The organism is Pseudomonas palleroniana, from assembly GCF_022836895.1.
In the GTDB taxonomy this organism is placed as follows: Bacteria; Pseudomonadota; Gammaproteobacteria; order Pseudomonadales; family Pseudomonadaceae; genus Aquipseudomonas; species Aquipseudomonas palleroniana.
The window spans coordinates 2678874-2696238 of sequence record NZ_CP092411.1 but is presented as its reverse complement, the minus strand read 5'-3'; the positions used below and the strand labels follow the sequence as shown (position 1 = coordinate 2696238).

21 protein-coding genes are annotated in these 17365 nt (G+C 57.3%); 5 read left to right on the top strand and 16 right to left on the bottom strand.

Annotated elements, in window-relative coordinates; all coding sequences use genetic code 11:
- Positions 1 to 59 precede the first annotated feature (59 nt).
- The 4 genes from rplT to thrS are packed head-to-tail and all read right to left on the bottom strand — an operon-like array spanning position 60 to position 3175.
- Complete coding sequence (rplT, locus tag MJP36_RS12375) at positions 60 to 416, bottom strand: 50S ribosomal protein L20 (RefSeq protein WP_003174975.1); 357 nt, start codon at positions 414 to 416, stop codon at positions 60 to 62.
- 30 nt (positions 417 to 446) lie between these two features.
- On the bottom strand, positions 447 to 641 hold the full coding sequence (gene rpmI / locus MJP36_RS12370; protein ID WP_002553160.1) for a 50S ribosomal protein L35: 195 nt from the start codon (positions 639 to 641) through the stop codon (positions 447 to 449).
- 60 nt (positions 642 to 701) lie between these two features.
- Positions 702 to 1253 (bottom strand): translation initiation factor IF-3, encoded by a 552-nt coding sequence (infC, locus tag MJP36_RS12365; protein ID WP_174554058.1) that lies wholly within the window; start codon positions 1251 to 1253, stop codon positions 702 to 704.
- Positions 1253 to 3175, bottom strand: a complete 1923-nt coding sequence (thrS, locus tag MJP36_RS12360; protein ID WP_060756900.1) for a threonine--tRNA ligase — start codon at positions 3173 to 3175, stop codon at positions 1253 to 1255. The genes infC and thrS overlap by 1 nt, the downstream gene beginning before the upstream one ends.
- A 365-nt stretch (positions 3176 to 3540) precedes the next feature.
- Here thrS and MJP36_RS12355 point away from each other — a divergent pair, with 365 nt between their 5' ends.
- Both MJP36_RS12355 and MJP36_RS12350 read left to right on the top strand, forming a co-directional pair.
- On the top strand, positions 3541 to 3855 hold the full coding sequence (locus MJP36_RS12355) for a hypothetical protein (RefSeq protein WP_081087091.1): 315 nt from the start codon (positions 3541 to 3543) through the stop codon (positions 3853 to 3855).
- 289 nt (positions 3856 to 4144) lie between these two features.
- Positions 4145 to 4357 carry a cold-shock protein gene (locus tag MJP36_RS12350; RefSeq protein ID WP_003234260.1) on the top strand — a complete coding sequence of 71 codons (213 nt, stop codon included), beginning with the start codon at positions 4145 to 4147 and terminating at the stop codon, positions 4355 to 4357.
- Positions 4358 to 4427: 70 nt separating this feature from the next.
- Here MJP36_RS12350 and MJP36_RS12345 read toward each other — a convergent pair whose 3' ends face one another.
- Both MJP36_RS12345 and MJP36_RS12340 read right to left on the bottom strand, forming a co-directional pair.
- On the bottom strand, positions 4428 to 4748 hold the full coding sequence (locus tag MJP36_RS12345; RefSeq protein WP_090369850.1) for an I78 family peptidase inhibitor: 321 nt from the start codon (positions 4746 to 4748) through the stop codon (positions 4428 to 4430).
- 144 nt (positions 4749 to 4892) lie between these two features.
- Positions 4893 to 5198 (bottom strand): hypothetical protein, encoded by a 306-nt coding sequence (locus tag MJP36_RS12340; RefSeq protein WP_244385442.1) that lies wholly within the window; start codon positions 5196 to 5198, stop codon positions 4893 to 4895.
- Positions 5199 to 5354: 156 nt separating this feature from the next.
- Here MJP36_RS12340 and MJP36_RS12335 point away from each other — a divergent pair, with 156 nt between their 5' ends.
- Positions 5355 to 5561 carry a hypothetical protein gene (locus MJP36_RS12335; protein WP_060756904.1) on the top strand — a complete coding sequence of 69 codons (207 nt, stop codon included), beginning with the start codon at positions 5355 to 5357 and terminating at the stop codon, positions 5559 to 5561.
- Between the two features lie 35 nt (positions 5562 to 5596).
- Here MJP36_RS12335 and MJP36_RS12330 read toward each other — a convergent pair whose 3' ends face one another.
- Genes MJP36_RS12330 through MJP36_RS12300 form a run of 7 tightly spaced genes read right to left on the bottom strand, consistent with a single transcriptional unit; the run spans position 5597 to position 12554 of the window.
- Positions 5597 to 6613, bottom strand: a complete 1017-nt coding sequence (locus MJP36_RS12330; protein ID WP_244385441.1) for a nucleoside hydrolase — start codon at positions 6611 to 6613, stop codon at positions 5597 to 5599.
- Positions 6614 to 6641: 28 nt separating this feature from the next.
- Positions 6642 to 7046 carry a D-ribose pyranase gene (gene rbsD / locus MJP36_RS12325; RefSeq protein WP_060756906.1) on the bottom strand — a complete coding sequence of 135 codons (405 nt, stop codon included), beginning with the start codon at positions 7044 to 7046 and terminating at the stop codon, positions 6642 to 6644.
- Complete coding sequence (rbsK, locus tag MJP36_RS12320; protein ID WP_104994310.1) at positions 7043 to 7960, bottom strand: ribokinase; 918 nt, start codon at positions 7958 to 7960, stop codon at positions 7043 to 7045. Before rbsK ends, rbsD begins: the two co-directional genes overlap by 4 nt.
- 23 nt (positions 7961 to 7983) lie before the next feature.
- The gene (locus tag MJP36_RS12315) at positions 7984 to 9006 is read right to left on the bottom strand and encodes a LacI family DNA-binding transcriptional regulator (protein WP_060756908.1); all 1023 of its coding nucleotides are present in this window, start codon (positions 9004 to 9006) and stop codon (positions 7984 to 7986) included.
- Positions 9007 to 9009: 3 nt separating this feature from the next.
- The gene (locus MJP36_RS12310) at positions 9010 to 9987 is read right to left on the bottom strand and encodes an ABC transporter permease (protein WP_090369844.1); all 978 of its coding nucleotides are present in this window, start codon (positions 9985 to 9987) and stop codon (positions 9010 to 9012) included.
- On the bottom strand, positions 9984 to 11537 hold the full coding sequence (locus MJP36_RS12305) for a sugar ABC transporter ATP-binding protein (protein WP_060756910.1): 1554 nt from the start codon (positions 11535 to 11537) through the stop codon (positions 9984 to 9986). Before MJP36_RS12305 ends, MJP36_RS12310 begins: the two co-directional genes overlap by 4 nt.
- Positions 11538 to 11594: 57 nt before the next feature.
- Positions 11595 to 12554: a sugar ABC transporter substrate-binding protein gene (locus MJP36_RS12300; protein WP_244385440.1), complete on the bottom strand. Its 960-nt coding sequence runs from the start codon at positions 12552 to 12554 to the stop codon at positions 11595 to 11597.
- A gap of 558 nt (positions 12555 to 13112) precedes the next feature.
- On the opposite strand from MJP36_RS12300, the gene MJP36_RS12295 reads away from it, so the two are divergent.
- Positions 13113 to 14201: an asparaginase gene (locus MJP36_RS12295; protein ID WP_090369838.1), complete on the top strand. Its 1089-nt coding sequence runs from the start codon at positions 13113 to 13115 to the stop codon at positions 14199 to 14201.
- Between the two features lie 137 nt (positions 14202 to 14338).
- Here the strand turns inward: MJP36_RS12295 and MJP36_RS12290 are convergent, their stop codons facing one another.
- The 3 genes from MJP36_RS12290 to MJP36_RS12280 all read right to left on the bottom strand — a co-directional run bounded on the left by MJP36_RS12290 (position 14339) and on the right by MJP36_RS12280 (position 16118).
- Entirely contained in the window at positions 14339 to 14857 is a 519-nt protein-coding gene (locus MJP36_RS12290; RefSeq protein ID WP_244385439.1) for a disulfide bond formation protein B, read from the bottom strand.
- A gap of 18 nt (positions 14858 to 14875) precedes the next feature.
- Positions 14876 to 15031, bottom strand: a complete 156-nt coding sequence (locus MJP36_RS12285; protein ID WP_161549292.1) for a hypothetical protein — start codon at positions 15029 to 15031, stop codon at positions 14876 to 14878.
- 307 nt (positions 15032 to 15338) lie between these two features.
- On the bottom strand, positions 15339 to 16118 hold the full coding sequence (locus MJP36_RS12280; protein ID WP_161549293.1) for an AraC family transcriptional regulator: 780 nt from the start codon (positions 16116 to 16118) through the stop codon (positions 15339 to 15341).
- Between the two features lie 98 nt (positions 16119 to 16216).
- On the opposite strand from MJP36_RS12280, the gene MJP36_RS12275 reads away from it, so the two are divergent.
- Complete coding sequence (locus MJP36_RS12275; protein ID WP_161549294.1) at positions 16217 to 17353, top strand: MFS transporter; 1137 nt, start codon at positions 16217 to 16219, stop codon at positions 17351 to 17353.
- The last annotated feature ends 12 nt before the right edge of the window (positions 17354 to 17365 follow it).

Below are 17365 nucleotides of genomic sequence, written 5' to 3'. Positions count from 1 at the left end.
ATTTAAGACGTTTACCACCTTGGGCTGCAGGAGCAGCCCAGGGTGACTGTCGGGGGTACTTAAGCCAAGGTGGCTTTAGCTTTCTCGACAATCGCAGCAAACACCGCTTTTTCGTTCACGGCCAGTTCAGCCAGAACCTTACGGTCGATTTCGATGGACGCTTTTTTCAGGCCAGCGATGAAACGGCTGTAGGACAGACCGTTAACACGAGCACCAGCATTGATACGAGCGATCCACAGAGCGCGGAACTGACGTTTTTTCTGACGACGGTCACGGTAGGCGTATTGGCCTGCCTTGATTACCGCTTGCTTGGCAACACGGAATACGCGTGAACGCGCGCCGTAGTAGCCTTTAGCAAGTTTCAGAATTTTTTTGTGACGCTTACGGGCAATGACGCCACGCTTTACACGAGCCATGAGTTACTTCCTCTATTCTTGATCCAAAAATTAACGAAGGCGCAGCATGCGCTCGACTTTTGCCACGTCAGACGGATGCAGCAAGCTGCTACCGCGCAGTTGACGCTTACGCTTGGTCGACATTTTGGTCAGGATGTGGCTCTTGAAAGCGTGCTTGTGCTTGATACCGTTAGCAGTTTTCAGAAACCGCTTAGCAGCACCACTTTTAGTCTTCATCTTTGGCATGTTCGGATACTCCGCATTCAGTTGATAAACATAATCAGAAGGCCTGCCGTGCCCTGTTGATTACTTCTTCTTTTTCGGGGCGATGACCATGATCAGCTGGCGTCCTTCCATCTTAGGATGCTGTTCGACCGAACCGTACTCGAGCAGGTCTTGTTCAACCCGCTTGAGGAGTTCCATCCCCAGCTCCTGGTGGGCCATCTCACGGCCGCGGAATCGCAAGGATACCTTGGCCCTGTCCCCATCACTCAGGAAACGTACCAGGTTGCGCAGTTTTACCTGGTAATCCCCTTCCTCCGTCCCTGGACGAAACTTGATTTCTTTTACTTGAATCTGCTTCTGGTTCTTCTTCGCCGCAGCAATCTGCTTCTTCTTTTCGAAGATCGACTTGCCGTAGTCCATCACCCGGCAAACAGGCGGGACTGCGTCGGCGGAGATTTCCACCAGGTCCAATTTGGACTCTTCAGCGATACGAAGCGCTTCATCAATCGAGACGATGCCAATCTGCTCGCCGTCAGCGCCAATTAACCGAACCTCGCGTGCCGAGATATTCTCGTTGATCGGGGCTTTCGGTGCAGCTCGTTTATCTTGTCTCATTTCACGCTTAATAATAATTACTCCGAATCTGGGCGACCACGCCGGGAAACCGCTTGCGCGAGGAACTCAGCGAACTGGGCGACGGGCATCGAGCCCAGGTCAGCACCTTCACGAGTACGCACAGCGACAGTCTGCATCTCGACTTCCCTGTCTCCAATAACCAAAAGATAGGGAACCTTGAGCAAGGTATGCTCGCGGATTTTAAAGCCGATCTTTTCATTTCTCAAGTCGGACTTGGCACGAAACCCGCTTTCGTTGAGAGTTTTTTCAACTTCAGCGGCAAAATCTGCCTGTTTATCAGTGATATTCATGATCACTGCCTGGGTCGGAGCAAGCCACGCCGGGAACGCCCCCTCGTAGTGCTCGATCAGGATCCCGACGAACCGTTCGAACGAACCGAGGATCGCCCGGTGCAACATAACCGGGTGTTTACGGCTGTTGTCTTCGGAGACGTATTCGGCGCCCAGACGGATCGGCAGGTTAAAATCGAGCTGCAGGGTACCACACTGCCAGACGCGACCAAGGCAATCTTTCAGCGAGAACTCGATCTTCGGACCGTAGAACGCGCCCTCACCCGGCTGCAGATCGTACGCAAGCCCCGCACTATCGAGCGCTGCGGCCAGTGCCGACTCTGCGCGATCCCACAGCTCGTCGGAACCGACGCGTTTTTCCGGACGAGTGGACAGTTTCATCTCGACTTCGGTAAAGCCGAAATCGCGATAAACATCCATGGTCAACTTGATGAACGCGGCGGATTCGGCCTGCATCTGCTCTTCGGTGCAGAAGATGTGCGCGTCATCCTGAGTGAAGCCGCGCACACGCATGATGCCGTGCAGCGCACCCGAGGGCTCGTTACGGTGGCAGGCACCAAACTCCGCCAGGCGCATCGGCAGCTCGCGGTAGCTCTTCAGGCCCTGGTTGAACACCTGCACGTGGCAAGGGCAGTTCATCGGCTTGATGGCGTAGTCGCGGTTTTCCGACTGGGTGGTGAACATGTTGTCGGCATAGTTGGCCCAGTGCCCGGATTTCTCCCACAGGCTGCGGTCAACCACCTGAGGCGTCTTGATCTCCAGGTAGCCGTTTTCGCGCTGGACCTTGCGCATGTACTGTTCAAGCACCTGATACAGAGTCCAGCCGTTCGGGTGCCAGAACACCATGCCCGGCGCTTCTTCCTGGAGGTGGAACAGGTTCAGGCGCTTGCCGATCTTGCGGTGATCGCGTTTTTCGGCTTCTTCGATGCGCTGGATGTAGGCTGCCAGCTGCTTCTTGTCAGCCCACGCAGTGCCGTAGATCCGCTGCAGCTGCTCGTTCTTCGCATCACCACGCCAGTAGGCGCCGGACAACTTGGTCAGCTTGAACGACTTCAGGAAGCGCGTGTTCGGCACATGCGGACCACGGCACATGTCGACGTATTCTTCGTGGTAGTACAGGCCCATGGCCTGCTCGTCCGGCATGTCTTCGACCAGGCGCAGCTTGTAGTCTTCGCCACGGGCAGTGAACACGTCGATCACTTCGGCGCGCGGCGTGACCTTTTTGATCACGTCGTAATCTTTTTCAATCAGCGCATGCATGCGCTGCTCGATGGCCGCGAGGTCGTCCGGAGTAAAAGGACGCTCGTAGGCGATATCGTAATAGAAGCCTTCGTCGATGACCGGGCCGATGACCATCTTCGCAGTCGGATACAGTTGCTTGACCGCATGGCCAATCAAGTGCGCGCAAGAGTGGCGAATGATCTCCAGCCCCTCTTGATCCTTGGGCGTGATGATCTGCAGGCTGGCATCGCGGGTGATCAGGTCGCTGGCGTCAACCAGCTTGCCGTCGACCTTGCCGGCCACGGTGGCCTTGGCAAGGCCCGCACCAATGGATGCGGCGACCTCGGCTACGGAAACCGAATGATCGAATGAACGTTGACTGCCGTCGGGAAGAGTAATAGTTGGCATGGCGCCTCCTCTCCTAGTGGTGACCCCTACCAAAGGTCACGTGGGTTGGGATGAGCCAGTACAAGATCCAACACCAGGCCGTTCAGTGATGAACGCCTGCCTTACAGCGGCAGGAGCCTTTCGGCCAACCGATAATCGAACCAGAGTGACTGGAGTGAGCTAAAAAGACATGGCGAGGCGGCAAATGGCGCGCCTTGGAATAGCCAGGAGGCGGATGCTAGCACAGATGAACGGTCATCGTGCTGGCGCCTCTTCATGCAATAGCAAATTCCAGGCTTTATGGTCGCGAAAGTGAACTTGAGCTGTACGCTACCCCTCAAACCCACTGAGAATTGCCGTTCGTCCTCAAACCCCAGGAGCATTTCATGATGCGTTTTACCTCCAGCCTCGCCCTCGCTGCCTCCCTGACCCTCCTTTCGCTCGGTGCGCAGGCAGCAGCCCCCTCGAACTGGCCAGCGGGCGCACGGGACAGCTTTATTAATGACTGCAGCGCGGCAGCCAGCCAGAACGTGGATGCCAAAACCGCAAAGACTCACTGCGAATGCGGCGCTGACAAGATCAACGCAGAATTGAGCACCGCCGAAATCAAGGAACTCATGACCAACCAGAACGCCAGCCCGGAGCTTAAAAACAAAGCCGTCGCGGCAATTTCGTCCTGCAAAGTCGTGAAGAAAAAGTAAGATTTTCCACTGACACCACTGCTTTGCGCTGAGCAAAACAGCCCAAAAACTGCCATTTCTCACAAAATACGCAGCTTTTACGGCTTTTTTTATCAGTTGATATTTCGAGCCAAAGCCCCGTAGATCGGGGCTTTCAGCCGATCCAAACCCGCAATGCAGCGCTATTGATGAGCAAACAGTGCCTTGGGGGGGCTCCCAAGTCGAACATTTCGACTATGATAGCTCGGTGTGCCCAGTTGGCCTGAGCAGCACAGTACTACTGAAAATATATGTTTCTTGGAGATACACCATGTCTAATCGCCAAACCGGCACCGTTAAATGGTTCAACGATGAAAAAGGCTTCGGCTTCATCACTCCTCAAGGTGGCGGTGACGACCTGTTCGTACACTTCAAAGCTATCGAAAGCGACGGTTTCAAAAGCCTGAAAGAAGGCCAAACCGTTTCCTTCGTGGCTGAGAAAGGCCAAAAGGGTATGCAAGCTGCACAAGTTCGCGGCGAGTAATTCCCCGCTGAGCTAAAAAAACCCCGTCCATGTGACGGGGTTTTTTATGGGCGCTACAAAAGAGGCGCTATCAGCCGCAATTGACCCGCGTGATCACCAGGTTGTCGTCGGTGTTCAGGTTCAAGCGGTCGGAGCGATACTCCAGCGTGATCATATCGTTGGGCTTGAGGATACGTGCGTTCTGCGCGCCGGCACGCGTACGCGCCTGCTCCAGCAGTTGCGGCGAGGCTTTCTGGCCGATCGCGAACTCGGCGGCCTTCGACTCACAGCGGCTATGACCGGCATCGGTCACGGTGGCATCTTTGCCTGGCTCAGAGGCACCCGGGGTGCTGCAACCCGCCAACGCGAGTGCTGCCAACAAAGTACCGAATGATGCGAGCTTCCAAGGCATGAAGCCTCCTATGATAAAAAATGGACAGAGATCGTGCGACAGCAGTCAAGGCGATTGGTTTCAAGACGTTAACCGCCTGCGCGCAAGTCTGCCTGACTCACGGCCGGCAGGCGCCCGGTCAATCGTGACTAGATATGAACGTATTCAGTAGATGTCGATGTAGTCAGACGCTGGTTTTGGCCAGTTCTGTTTGAGCGCGTTGAAAATCTGCATGACCCAGACTTCATCGCTGGCCGCCACGATGCCGACATAGCCGGACCCTTTAGCCCAGGTCTCCAGGCGAAACAGCAGGCCATCAACCTCAGCCCCTCCGACCGCCCCTGACGAGATGTAGGCGATGCCCGCCTTGCTGACCCGCAATTGGGTATGTTCATCGTCACTGGCGCTGCCAAGCAGTTGGCGCACAGCCTCCAGCGTAAGGTTATCGGGCTTGTTCAAATCGATTTGCACGCGCAGTTTCCCGGCCGTTAAACAGGGCGCCAGTGTCGCACAGCCCCCTCCCTCATGCCTAAGTAGCAGTGCCAAATGCCCCGCAAAATGCTTAACTGCGCCCGCTGGAACCGCTTTCCAGTGCATTGCCTCGTATTTTCAGCCCGTGAGACTTCCATGACCACCGTAACGCTCCAAGCCGATATCAAAGCCAAATGGCCCCAAGGCCAAAGCTCCTACAGCCCTGGAAGCGCTGAAGAACTGGCGATCATTGGTATCGACCTGCTGGTCAAGGAACTGGGCACACAGGCGGCACAAGCGTTCATCGGCCAGGTATTCGAGAAATACCCGGCCGACTACATGGGGGCGCAAACGCGCGATTAAGGACCGGACGACGAACGTCGACCGGGTCAAGCACCCTACTTCAGACGCGCCAGGCGCTCGGTCAGCAGATCGAAAAAGCCCTGGGCGTCGCCGTTCTCGACCCAGAACACATTCTTCGGCTGCTTGAGGCCATCGTACCAGTCGACGATGGTCTGGCCGAAGGTGGGGCCCTCACGGCTGTCTACGACCATATTGGCCTCGCGACCGCTGAACAGCGAAGGCTTGAGCAGGTACGCCACCACGGTAGCATCATGGACCGGACCACCCGGAATCCCGTAGTGCTCCATATCGCCTTTGACATACTCATTCAGAATGGCGCTGACCACCTTGCTCGCGTTGTTATTCAGGTCGGCAATCTTTTTAAGGCGGGCGTCGCTGGTGAGGACCTTATGAGTCACGTCCAGCGGCAGGTAAGTCAGCTTCACACCACTTTTGAGCACAATCTCAGCCGCGACCGGATCGGCGAACAGGTTGAACTCGGCCACGGGCGTAATATTACCGCCATTGAAATGCGCGCCGCCCATCACAACCACTTCCTTGATGCCCTGGGTGATTTCCGGCGCCTGGGTCAACGCAAGCGCCAGGTTGGTCTGTGGGCCGAGCATGGCGATGGTGATGCTGTGCGGCGCGGCGCTGCTCAGGGTCTTGATCAGGTAGTCGACGGCATTGCCTTCGGCCAGGCCCTTCTTGGGCTCGTGCACGGTGACGCCGGAAATCCCTTCCTTGCCATGAATATTCTCTGCGTAGATCGGCGTGCGCAGCAGCGGTTTTGGCGCACCTGCATACACCGGAATATCTTCGCGCCCTGCCCACTCGCGTGCCAGGCGCGCATTGCGAGAGGTCTTGTCCAGGCGCACGTTGCCGGCGACGGTGGTCAGCGCACGAATCTTCAACTCGTCCGGCGAGGCCATGGCAAACAGCAACGCCACCACATCATCGGCCCCAGGGTCGGTGTCGATGATCAGGTCGATTTTTTCCGCCGCTTGGGCGCTTGCAGCAGTGAGCGCGGACAAAAGCAGAACACTCCGGAACAGGTTTTTCAGGGTATGCATAAAACACTCCTTGTCATAAGGGGGGACGCTAGAACGTTACGCCGGACACCAGCGCGATATTGCAATAAGGTTGGCACTCGCCCGTGCGCACGACCGCGCGGGCATTGCGGCTCAGTTGCTTGAATTGGTCATGGCTGAGCAGGCGCCTTTCACCCAGCGCCGCCTGCTCTGCGAGCGCATCAAGCTCGCCCAGTGCAGGCGGTTGTTTAAGCAGGATTTCCTCCGCCAGCACGTGGCTTTCAACCTGCATTTCGCTCAGCACGATGCGCAAGGTGCTGATGAAATCCGGAATACCCTGGGTCAGCGCCAGGTCGATCAGCTCCACGCCGGGAGGCACCGGCAGACCCGCATCACCGATAACCAGGATGTCACCATGGCCCAGCGATGCGATGACCCGCGACAGGGCGATATTCAGCAAAGGTGTCTTTTTCATGAGGGCACAAAACCTTGTACGTCTTGCAGTGTAGGAATGGATGGCTGAGCACCGGCACGGGTCACTGACAACGCCGCCGCCACCTGGCCGAAACGGATCGCCTCGGCCTCGCTCTTGCCGGCGGCCAGCGCGGCGGCAAAGCCACCGACAAAGGTATCGCCAGCGGCCGTGGTATCGACCGCCTTGACCTTCGGCGCCACCCACTGTTCGAAGCCTTTGCCGTCGGCAAACAGTGCTCCCTGGGCGCCAAGGGTGATGATGACCTTGCCCGCCCCCGCCTTGATCAGCGCGGTCGCGGCGACCTTGGCGCTGTCGAGCGAGTCGACCGTCACACCGCTGAGGGCAGTGGCCTCACTTTCATTGGGGATCAGGTAATCGATCGAGTGATACCACTCGGCAGGCAACGGTGCGCTTGCCGGGGCGGGGTTGAGAATGACTGTCTTGCCCAGCTCACGCCCCCGCTTGAGCGCCTGCCCAACGGTATCCATCGGCACCTCAAGCTGACAGATGATCACATCTGCCGCCTGTAACACCGCGTCGCAGCTTTTCAGAGACGCTGGCGTCAACTGGTCGTTGCTGCCCGCCACAATCACAATGGCGTTCTGGCTGCTGTCATCCACCACGATCAACGCCACACCGCTGGAGCCTTCCACAGCACTGACCGCCTGGCAATCGACCCCCTCCACCAGCAGCGCTTCCCGCAATTGGCTGCCGTAGGCGTCAGTGCCGACGCAACCGACCATCGCGACATCCGCCCCCAGACGGGCCGATGCGACGGCCTGGTTCGCGCCCTTGCCGCCGGGAACGGTGGAAAACGTCTGGCCGATCAGGGTTTCACCGGCACGTGGCAAACGACTGGCGCGGGTGACCAGGTCCATGTTCAAGCTGCCTATTACCACTACTTTTGCTGGCATACATCAGTACTCATCAATTCGGTTCAGCGGTATTGGGCGAACACATCGGCCAATGGCGCGGTCGACTCACGCAAAACAATGCTGGGCGTCACGATGCGTTGATCGATCGGCAGTTGGGGGGTTGCTATTCGTTGCAGTAATAATTCGGCCGCCGTCTCGCCCAATTGCAGGATCGACTGCCCGACCGTCGTCAGCGCGGGGTAGACATAGCGCCCCATCTGAATGTCATCGAAACCGATCACCGACAGCTCGCCCGGCACACGCAGATTGCGCTCCGCGGCGGCGCGCAGCACGCCAAAACCAATCATATCGTTGCTGGCGAAAATCGCACTGGGCGGGTTTCCCGACAACAACTGCACGGCTGCGGCATAACCTCCGGTGCTGGTGAAGTCACTTTCCAGGATACGGCTGGCCGAGACTTCGACGCCCGCCTCGCGCAACGCGCGCTGGTAACCCGCCAGACGCATCTGTGCTACCCGCGTATGCACCGGGCCACCGATACAGGCGATGTCCCGATGCCCCAATTCCAGCAGGTGGCGGGTGGCGAGATAAGCGCCCTCTTCGTGATCGATGCGTACCAGATCGACATCAATGCCATCCAGCGCCCGGTCGACAATCACCATGGGCGTGCGCACCGCACTCAAGCCGGCGGCAAGACCACTGTCATCGCCGCCCACGGACGTCACGATCAAGCCGTCGACGCGTTTTTCCAGCAACACGCGCAAATAACTGCGCTGTTTTTCAGCGTCGTCGTCGGAGTTGCAGAGAATCACGCAGTAGCCATTGCGCTCGCAGTAATCCTCGATGCCCCGCGCCAGCTCCGCAAAGTACGGGTTGAGGCTATTGGGCACCAGCAAGCCAATGGTGGCCGTGGTCTTGGCCTTGAGCGAACGCGCGACGGCGCTGGGCACGTAGTCCAACTGCTTGATCGCCGCCTCGACTTTGACGCGTACCGGCTCGCTGACCGGGCGCGTCTTGTTCACCACATGGGACACCGTGGTATAGGAAATACCCGCTAGCGCCGCCACATCCTTGATCGTTGCCATGGTTCAGCCCCGCCGACTGGCGCGCTGGCTGCGATAGGTATCGAGGACCACGGCGATCACAATGACGGCACCGGTAATGATGCGTTTAGTGGGTTCCGTAGCACCGATCTGCGCAAGGCCAGCCGCCAGCACCGAAATAATCAACACCCCGAAAAAGGTACTGATGACCGAACCGCGCCCGCCCATCAGGCTGGTACCGCCGATCACCACAGCGGCGATCACTTGCAGCTCCAGGCCGGAACCGGCGTTCGGGTCTGCCGCTTCAAGGCGCGAGATCTGGAACAACGCCGCAACACCGGCCAACAAGCCCATCAGGCTGAATACCAGGATTTTGTAGGGCTTGGGATTGATCCCCGCCAGACGCACAGCCTCCTCGTTTGTGCCGATACCAATGAGGTAACGACCGAATACCGTACGGGTCAACACCAGTTGCGCCGCGATGATCACCAGCAACGCAATGATGAACGACGGAGAAATACCAAAGGCAATCGGGTTGGATAACCAGGCAAACGAGTCACCGATGTAAGCGGTGCGCGAGCCGGTCATCTGATAGGCCACGCCCCGCGCCATTTCCAGCACACCGAGCGAGACGATGAACGACGGAATCCGCCAGGCCACGGTGATGGAGCCGGTGATGGTGCCAGCCAGCGCCGCGCAACCCATGCCGAGTATGGCGGCCGGCAACACGCTCCAGCCCCAGCCGAGAATCGCCACGCTGACCGCCGATGCGGCCAACGCCAGCACCGAGCCCACCGACAGGTCGATACCGCCGATGATCAGGATGAAGGTCATGCCCACCGCCAGCACCATCAGGTCCGGAATCTGGTTGGCCAGGGTGCTGAAGGTGTCATAGGACAGGAAGTGGTCGCTGAGCACCGAGAACAGCGCAATCATCGCCAGCAAGGCACCGGCCAGGCCCAGGTAGGTACCCAGGCCGTAGAAGTTACCGCCGGTTTTTCCGGGGGAAGTTGTTGTTTTCATGGGGTATCCCTAAGCACTGCGTCGTTGAGCAGCGCATCACGTTTTTGATAGCCGGCAAAGGCGGCGGCAAGCAGCTCGTCCTGGGTCCAGCTGTCGCGCTCGAAGGTTTCGATCAGGCGTCCGGCGGAGAGCACGCCGATCCGATCACAGATCAGCATCAGCTCTCTCAGGTCGCTGGACACCACCACCAGCGCCTTTCCCTGGCGAGTCAGCTCGCCCAGCAAGGCATAGATGTCGAACTTGGCGCCAACGTCGATGCCACGGGTCGGTTCGTCGAACAGCATTACCGCACAATCGCGCTCCAGCCAGCGACCAATCACGACTTTCTGCTGGTTGCCACCCGACAGCTCGCTGACCAATTGCGCCGGGCTGGAGCTGCGGATGCGCATGGCATCTACCTGACGCTTGGCCAAGGCGGTTTCGTCACGGTTGTTCACCACGCCACCACCGGAAATCTTGGGCATGTTGCCCAGCGCGATGTTGGCGCTGATGGATTGGGTCAGCAGCAAACCTTCACCTTTGCGGTCCTCGGTGATCAAGGCAATCCCATGCCCCACCGCGTCCACTGGCGAACGAATGCTCACTACCTGGGCAGGCGAGCCCAGGGCAATGGTGCCACTGTCGGCCAGGTCGGCACCAAAGATCAGGCGCAACAGCTCAGTGCGGCCGGCGCCGATCAAGCCGGAGATGCCATAGATTTCGCCGGCGCGCACTTCAAAGGACACATCGCGAACCTTGTCCGAACGCGTCAACCCTTTCACGGTCAGGGCGGGACCGCCGATGGTCCGCGGGCCCAGGTCAATTTGCTCACCCAGCTCACGGCCCACCATCAGGGTGACCAGTTGCTCGCTGTTGTAGTTGGCCATCGGCTCGACGCAGACCAGCTTGCCATCACGCAGTACCGCAATGCGCTGGGCAACACGGGCCAACTCCTCGAGCCGATGCGAAATGTAGATGATCGCCACGCCGCGAGCCTGCAAGCGGGTGATTTGCTCGAACAGCATCTCGACTTCACGCGCGGTGAGCATGGCCGTGGGCTCGTCGAGGATCAGCACATGGCAATCGCCGATCAGGTTGCGCGCAATCTCGACCATTTGTTGATGCCCGATACCCAGGCTGCCGACGAGGGTGTCCGGGTCGATGGCGTCCAGGCCAACCTGGGCCATGGCTTCGATTGCGGCCGTGCGCAGTTGCTTGCGGCTGATCCAGCCGCACCGGCTGGGCAGGTTATCCAGGAACAGGTTTTCGGCCACGGTCAGCGTCGGCAGCAAGTTGAGTTCCTGCATGACCATGCGCACGCCCAGCTCTTCGGCCTGGGTACGGCTGGCCGGGCGGTAGTCCTGACCGTTGAACTGCATGTGCCCGGTGGTCGGCGTGACCAACCCGCCGATAATCTTCGACAGCGTGCTTTTACCTGCACCGTTTTCACCGGTCAGCGCCAGCACTTCCCCGCGATTGAGCGTCAGGGTGATGTCGGCCAGAACCGGTTGGGCATAGGTTTTGCCGATACCGCTGACCGAGAGGACAGCGTTCGGGGCGGAAGATGACATAGGAAAATCTCCAGGCGCCCGCTCAGGACGAGCGGACGCTGTTGGGTACTGCCAGGATTACTTCTTGAGGACGAGTTCGACAGGGGTTTCGATCACGCCGTCTTTGGCATCGACTTTCTCACCCTTGACCAGCTTGAGCGCGTTCTGGATACCGAACACGGCTTGCTGGGCAGCAGCCTGGTCGGCGGTCGCCAGTACACGGCCGTCTTGCAGCATCGGCTTGATGGCTTCGATGTTGTCATAGCCGACCACCTGCACTTTGCCAGTCTTGCCTGCGGCACGTACCGCAGACACAGCGCCCAGGGCCATGTTGTCATTGCCGGCCAGCAGTGCCTTGAGGTCTGGGTGTTCGCTCAACATGGCGGACGCCACTTTCTGGCCCTGGTCGATTTCCCAGTTGCCGGACTGGGTGGAAACGATCTTCATACCGGCAGCGTCCATCGCATCCTTGAAGCCTGCGGTGCGCTGCTGGGCATTGGTGGTGGTGGGTACGCCTTCGATGATCGCGACTTTGTCACCCGAGGTCAGGTGCTTGGCCAGGTAATCGCCTACCAGCTTGGCGCCTTTGCGGTTGTCCGGGCCTACGAACGGAATGTCGAGGTTTTTGCTTTTCAGGACGTCAGGGTCCAGGCGGTTATCAATGTTGACGACCTTGATGCCCGCGTCCGAAGCCTTCTTCAGCACGGTAACCAGCGCCTTGGAGTCGGCAGGAGCAATCACGATGGCGTTAACCTTGGCGAGGATCATCTGGTTGACGATATCGATCTGCGCGCTGGTATCGGTTTCGTTCTTGATGCCGTTGGTGATCATGTCGAAGTCGGCGGCGTGGGCTTTCTGGTAGTCCTTGGCACCGTCCTGCATCGTGACGAAAAACTCATTGGCGAGGGACTTCATGACCAGGCCGACCTTGGGTTTGAGGGCGGCATCATCGGCAAATGCAGAGGAGAGAGGCAGGGCAGCGGATGCGGCGGCAAGCACAGCGACAGCAAGAAGGCGTCCAGCAAATGGCAGCTTCATGGGTTCACTCCGATCTTATGATTATTGTGAGCAACGCTTGCACCGAAACCCTCTTCGGCAGCCGCCCCACCCGGGGGGCTGAAACGAGCGGTCACGACACACCAGAAGCGCTTCGTGAAACATCTCGCAAACGTTTGCGTTATTCAAACTATGAGAACCTTGTCGAGGTTTGTCAACGGGGTAATCCGTCTTTCATCCAAGGTCCTCAGCGCCGCAGATGCGCACCCTGAGATGTGTTTGAACATCGACTCACCAGGTCCTGCGCCGAAACGACAGGCTGTGACACCAAGGTCATGCAGGAGCCAGGAATATTCCGTCATCTTTTTCGGACAACCGAACGAAATACCCGCGCACTGTTCGGAAAGCCGGACAAGCGTCCTTTTCGCACCGTCAGAAAGTCAAATTAAGTTGTTTTAAATCAATACGTTAATTTATATCCCTGCGCACAATCGGCCTGGTACAAATCCTGCTCTTTCTCAGCACCCGAGGCGTTCAGAGTCGCCCGGGTGTTCTGGATGAAACTGCCACCGCACTCATCAAAAACCAGAGAGAAAAATAATGAAATCTGCATTGAAGAACTTTGTTCCGGGCGCCCTCGCCCTTCTGCTGCTGTTCCCTGTTGCCGCCCACGCAAAAGAAGTTGAAACCAAGACCAAACTGTCCAACGTGGTGATCCTCGCCACCGGCGGTACCATCGCCGGCGCTGGCGCCAGTGCCGCAAACAGCGCCACCTATCAGGCAGCCAAAGTCGGTATCGAACAACTGATCGCCGGCGTTCCCGAGCTCTCCCAGATCGCCAACGTGCGTGGCGAACAAGTGATGCAGATCGCCTCCGAAAGCATCAACAACGAAAACCTGCTGCAACTGGGCCGCCGCGTGGCCGAACTGGCCGACAGCAAGGACGTTGACGGCATCGTGATCACCCACGGTACCGATACCCTCGAAGAAACCGCCTACTTCCTGAACCTGGTGGAAAAAACCGACAAGCCAATCGTGGTGGTCGGCTCCATGCGCCCAGGTACCGCGATGTCCGCGGACGGCATGCTTAACCTGTACAACGCCGTGGCCGTGGCCGGCAGCAAAGATGCGCGTGGCAAGGGCGTGCTGGTGACCATGAACGACGAGATCCAATCGGGTCGCGACGTCAGCAAAATGATCAACATCAAAACCGAAGCGTTCAAGAGCCCTTGGGGCCCGCTGGGCATGGTAGTGGAAGGCAAATCCTACTGGTTCCGCCTGCCAGCCAAGCGCCACACCATGGATTCGGAATTCGACATCAAGACCATCAAGAGCCTGCCTGACGTTGAAATTGCCTACGGCTACGGCAACGTAAGCGATACCGCCTACAAAGCATTGGCCCAGGCTGGCGCCAAGGCCATCATCCACGCCGGTACCGGTAATGGTTCGGTATCGTCCAAGGTCGTGCCAGCGCTGGTGGAACTGCGCAAGCAAGGCGTGCAGATCATTCGCTCCTCCCACGTCAACGCCGGCGGCATGGTGCTGCGCAACGCCGAACAGCCGGACGACAAATACGACTGGGTCGCCGCCCTTGACCTGAACCCACAGAAAGCCCGCATCCTGGCAATGGTTGCCCTGACCAAGACCCAGGACAGCAAGGAACTGCAACGGATGTTCTGGGAATACTGATTCCTGGTGACACTGCGGTAGAGGCAGATTTATCTGCCTCTACCCACTCGTAACCCCTGCAATAAAAGCGCTCGCCCTCCCCCCAAAAATCAACGCCAGACGCGCCACGATTGAGAGGGCGACGGCAGCTCCACTTGCTAACGAAGCAAATAGTAGTCTTGGGGGTCAGTCAGGTCCTGATTGAATCCGCCCTCAATCACGATGGACACCAGGTTCACCGCGATAACTGCTACAAACAATCCCGCGATACCTTTGCTAATCAGCGGCATCCGAGCGACGGAGCGGCTCTCTGGCAACAACATCAGCCCCGCGATATACACGATGGCTGCCACTGAGGCGATCGCACTCCAGGTGTACATGTGAATGCCGAATACCGTCTCTGCATAACCCGGATCTCCAGGTACGATATGCAACAGCATATGCCGAAGTGAGACACCACCTGCAAGCAGCGCCCCCACAATAGCGAAGCTATAGTGTTTATTCTTGATGCCCAACCTCAGGTTAAACAAGAAGCCCAGCCCCAGAGCAATCAAGCCTGCCCGAATCAAGTTGCACAATGTACACGGCAGACTATGGAGCGCAAATTGGTAAAAAAAAGCAACCATCAGGACAACACACATGCCTAATAAACCTAGGGCATTTAAATGCCTGTTCATCATCGCACCTCATCAGTCTTAGAATGACGCATTCACCATATCGGTTGCGTTATGCATAAAGAGCACCAACAGCACAATTACAAGCAGAGAGAATAGGCCATCACTGAGCTTTTCACGTCCATACATGGCAGCCATGGCGGCGCCAAGTGCTATAAAGAAAGGGGTAAATAGCATATTTTTTTCCTCAGTGCTTGTGCCCGACACTATGCAGGCACTCGACGTTTAATAGAACGGGCGCCTGGCTGATTACTTCTATCACATCAGCCCACCGATACGACGACCTGAAAGAAACACCACTTAAGGCCTTCCAGAAGTTATTGATTTAAATATTATTAACAACCAACCACTCACACAAGGAAAGTTCCGTGAAACAAATGACACATTCAACCGAATGATAAATAGCGAGCACGAGCATTAACTATATTTTACGCGCACCGGATGGACACAGGAGCAAGATCAATCAAAAGACCCACCTAGACAGCTATACCCCCAACCCTTTCTTGAAGTAGTTACGCGGCGTAGTCCCAGTCAAACTTTTGAAGAACGCGATCAATACGCTGTCGTTACAGAACCCCAGTTCAAACGCGCAGTAATCAAGGCTATGTCCGGTTGCAAGCAGTTCAAGGCAGCGCAACAGTCGCCATTGCTGCCGCCATTGCTGATACCCCATCCCCGTCTCACGCAGGAAGATACGGCTAATGGTCTTCCCGCTGGCCCCCACGCGAGTTACCAATGTCTGCAAATTTGGAGGTAATCGTTCAAGTTGTGCCAACAAAGGCGCAAGGCGCTTGTCTTGAGGCAAAGGTAGAGTAATCGGTTGCCTCGGCGCATCGGCGACCTCAACCAGGCACAAGGCCAACAAGTGGGCATACTTACCCTGGCTCCAATCGGCATCATTCGGTGCTTGCGTCATGCTTTCCAGCACCGCGCGCAGCAATGGGCTGACTTCGATCACTCGCACATCATCACCCAGGGGGACTGACAGCGCACGGTTAAAATACACCGAGCGATATTCTGCTGCTTGTATTACAGCACGATGCTTAACCCCCGCGGGTATCCACACAGCACGCATGGGTGGCAGCAAACACAGCAGGTTCTCCAGAGTGATTCGGGCGCTGCCCTGCTGGGTAAACATCAATTGCCCGCGGTGATGTTGGTGCATGCCGGAGTCATGGTAGCGGTGCATGATGCTAAGCCCGATGACGGGCGCATCACCGAAGCTGTCGGCATCGAAGCCACTATTGGGTTTGACGAGGGCCATGCTTTGTCCGATTTCAATGATTATTTGTCGAAAACAAGATAATACGCCAAAGTTCCAACACTTAGAATGCGCTACGTTTTTCCATCGAGTGCATGTATATGAATTCCCGAAGCTTTCTTGCGCTGACGATCACACTGATGATGTTCCCTCAAATTGCCCAGACGCTCTACAGCCCTGCGCTGGCGGATATCGAGCAAGTATTCAGTGTGGGCTCGCAGGCCACCTCCCAATTACTCTCAGTGTTTTTTATCGGCTTTGCCCTTGGCGTCCTGGTCTGGGGCCGGGTCAGCGACTGCCTGGGTCGACGCACCGCCATGCTTGCAGGCTTGGCGTTTTATACGCTCGGCTCCGCACTTGCATTGCTTGCTAAAAGCTTTGAGGCACTGATCATCGCTCAAGCGGTGGCGGCATTTGGTGCAGCAGTCGGCTCAGTGGTGACTCAAACACTGCTGCGCGACCGCTACTCGGGTACCGAACTGGCCCATGTCTATTCCATTGCAAGCATCGCCCTGGCTGCAAGCCCGGCAATTGGTTTGTTTATTGGGGCCAGCCTGGTGCACCTTCAGGGCTATTCAGGCGTGCTGACCTGCTTGTTAGTGCTCTCCCTGGTGTTATTGGCTTGGTGCCTGGTGAAACTGCCAGAAACTCGTCCGCAAGCACTATCCCCGACGCCACTATTGAACACGTTGGGTCAAATGCTCCAGGATCCAGGGATATGGCGATCCGCCGCATTGGTCGCGGCATTCAACGTTGCACTGTTCAGCTACTACAGCGTGGGGCCTTTCCTGTTTGATAACTTGGGAATGACGGCCGAATCCTTTGGCAACAGCGGCGTATTGCTGGCGTTGGGGTCGGGCCTCGGAGCGTGGTTAAACAGACGGTTACTCAAACGCGGTGTAGGCGGTTCCAGCGTGGTAGAAATTGCGAGCTGCCTGATGCTTTTCGGCGCCTTGCTTATGTTGTTACTGCAAGGCAGCTGGCTGTTCATCACCCCGATGCTACTGGTGGTCTTAGCGTTCGGCATGGCGATTCCTAATGTATTGGGAACAGCGCTGGTTAAGTATCAGGACCGCCTTGGTACAGCGGGAGCGCTGTTTGGTTTCTTGTATTACTTGATGATTGGTGGCGCGATGATGGTGGTGGCGTGGGCACAGGAACTGGGCTGGACCATCTTGATCTGTAGCTTGGTGGCACTTCTTTCGAGTATCGAGAGAGAACAAACGCGCGCAGCCTGATTAATGTGCTCA

Bases quoted from the DNA above. Each gene is read 5' to 3' on its own strand.
- rbsD (WP_060756906.1), bottom strand. From the start codon at position 7,046: ATGAAAAAGACACCTTTGCTGAATATCGCCCTGTCGCGGGTCATCGCA.
- MJP36_RS12290 (WP_244385439.1), bottom strand. From the start codon at position 14,857: ATGAACAGGCATTTAAATGCCCTAGGTTTATTAGGCATGTGTGTTGTC.
- rbsK (WP_104994310.1), bottom strand. From the start codon at position 7,960: ATGCCAGCAAAAGTAGTGGTAATAGGCAGCTTGAACATGGACCTGGTC.
- rplT (WP_003174975.1), bottom strand. From the start codon at position 416: ATGGCTCGTGTAAAGCGTGGCGTCATTGCCCGTAAGCGTCACAAAAAA.
- MJP36_RS12295 (WP_090369838.1), top strand. From the start codon at position 13,113: ATGAAATCTGCATTGAAGAACTTTGTTCCGGGCGCCCTCGCCCTTCTG.
- MJP36_RS12285 (WP_161549292.1), bottom strand. From the start codon at position 15,031: ATGCTATTTACCCCTTTCTTTATAGCACTTGGCGCCGCCATGGCTGCC.
- MJP36_RS12350 (WP_003234260.1), top strand. From the start codon at position 4,145: ATGTCTAATCGCCAAACCGGCACCGTTAAATGGTTCAACGATGAAAAA.
- MJP36_RS12330 (WP_244385441.1), bottom strand. From the start codon at position 6,613: ATGCATACCCTGAAAAACCTGTTCCGGAGTGTTCTGCTTTTGTCCGCG.
- thrS (WP_060756900.1), bottom strand. From the start codon at position 3,175: ATGCCAACTATTACTCTTCCCGACGGCAGTCAACGTTCATTCGATCAT.
- rpmI (WP_002553160.1), bottom strand. From the start codon at position 641: ATGCCAAAGATGAAGACTAAAAGTGGTGCTGCTAAGCGGTTTCTGAAA.
- MJP36_RS12355 (WP_081087091.1), top strand. From the start codon at position 3,541: ATGATGCGTTTTACCTCCAGCCTCGCCCTCGCTGCCTCCCTGACCCTC.
- MJP36_RS12280 (WP_161549293.1), bottom strand. From the start codon at position 16,118: ATGGCCCTCGTCAAACCCAATAGTGGCTTCGATGCCGACAGCTTCGGT.
- MJP36_RS12345 (WP_090369850.1), bottom strand. From the start codon at position 4,748: ATGCCTTGGAAGCTCGCATCATTCGGTACTTTGTTGGCAGCACTCGCG.
- MJP36_RS12300 (WP_244385440.1), bottom strand. From the start codon at position 12,554: ATGAAGCTGCCATTTGCTGGACGCCTTCTTGCTGTCGCTGTGCTTGCC.
- MJP36_RS12310 (WP_090369844.1), bottom strand. From the start codon at position 9,987: ATGAAAACAACAACTTCCCCCGGAAAAACCGGCGGTAACTTCTACGGC.
- MJP36_RS12275 (WP_161549294.1), top strand. From the start codon at position 16,217: ATGAATTCCCGAAGCTTTCTTGCGCTGACGATCACACTGATGATGTTC.
- MJP36_RS12305 (WP_060756910.1), bottom strand. From the start codon at position 11,537: ATGTCATCTTCCGCCCCGAACGCTGTCCTCTCGGTCAGCGGTATCGGC.
- MJP36_RS12315 (WP_060756908.1), bottom strand. From the start codon at position 9,006: ATGGCAACGATCAAGGATGTGGCGGCGCTAGCGGGTATTTCCTATACC.
- MJP36_RS12335 (WP_060756904.1), top strand. From the start codon at position 5,355: ATGACCACCGTAACGCTCCAAGCCGATATCAAAGCCAAATGGCCCCAA.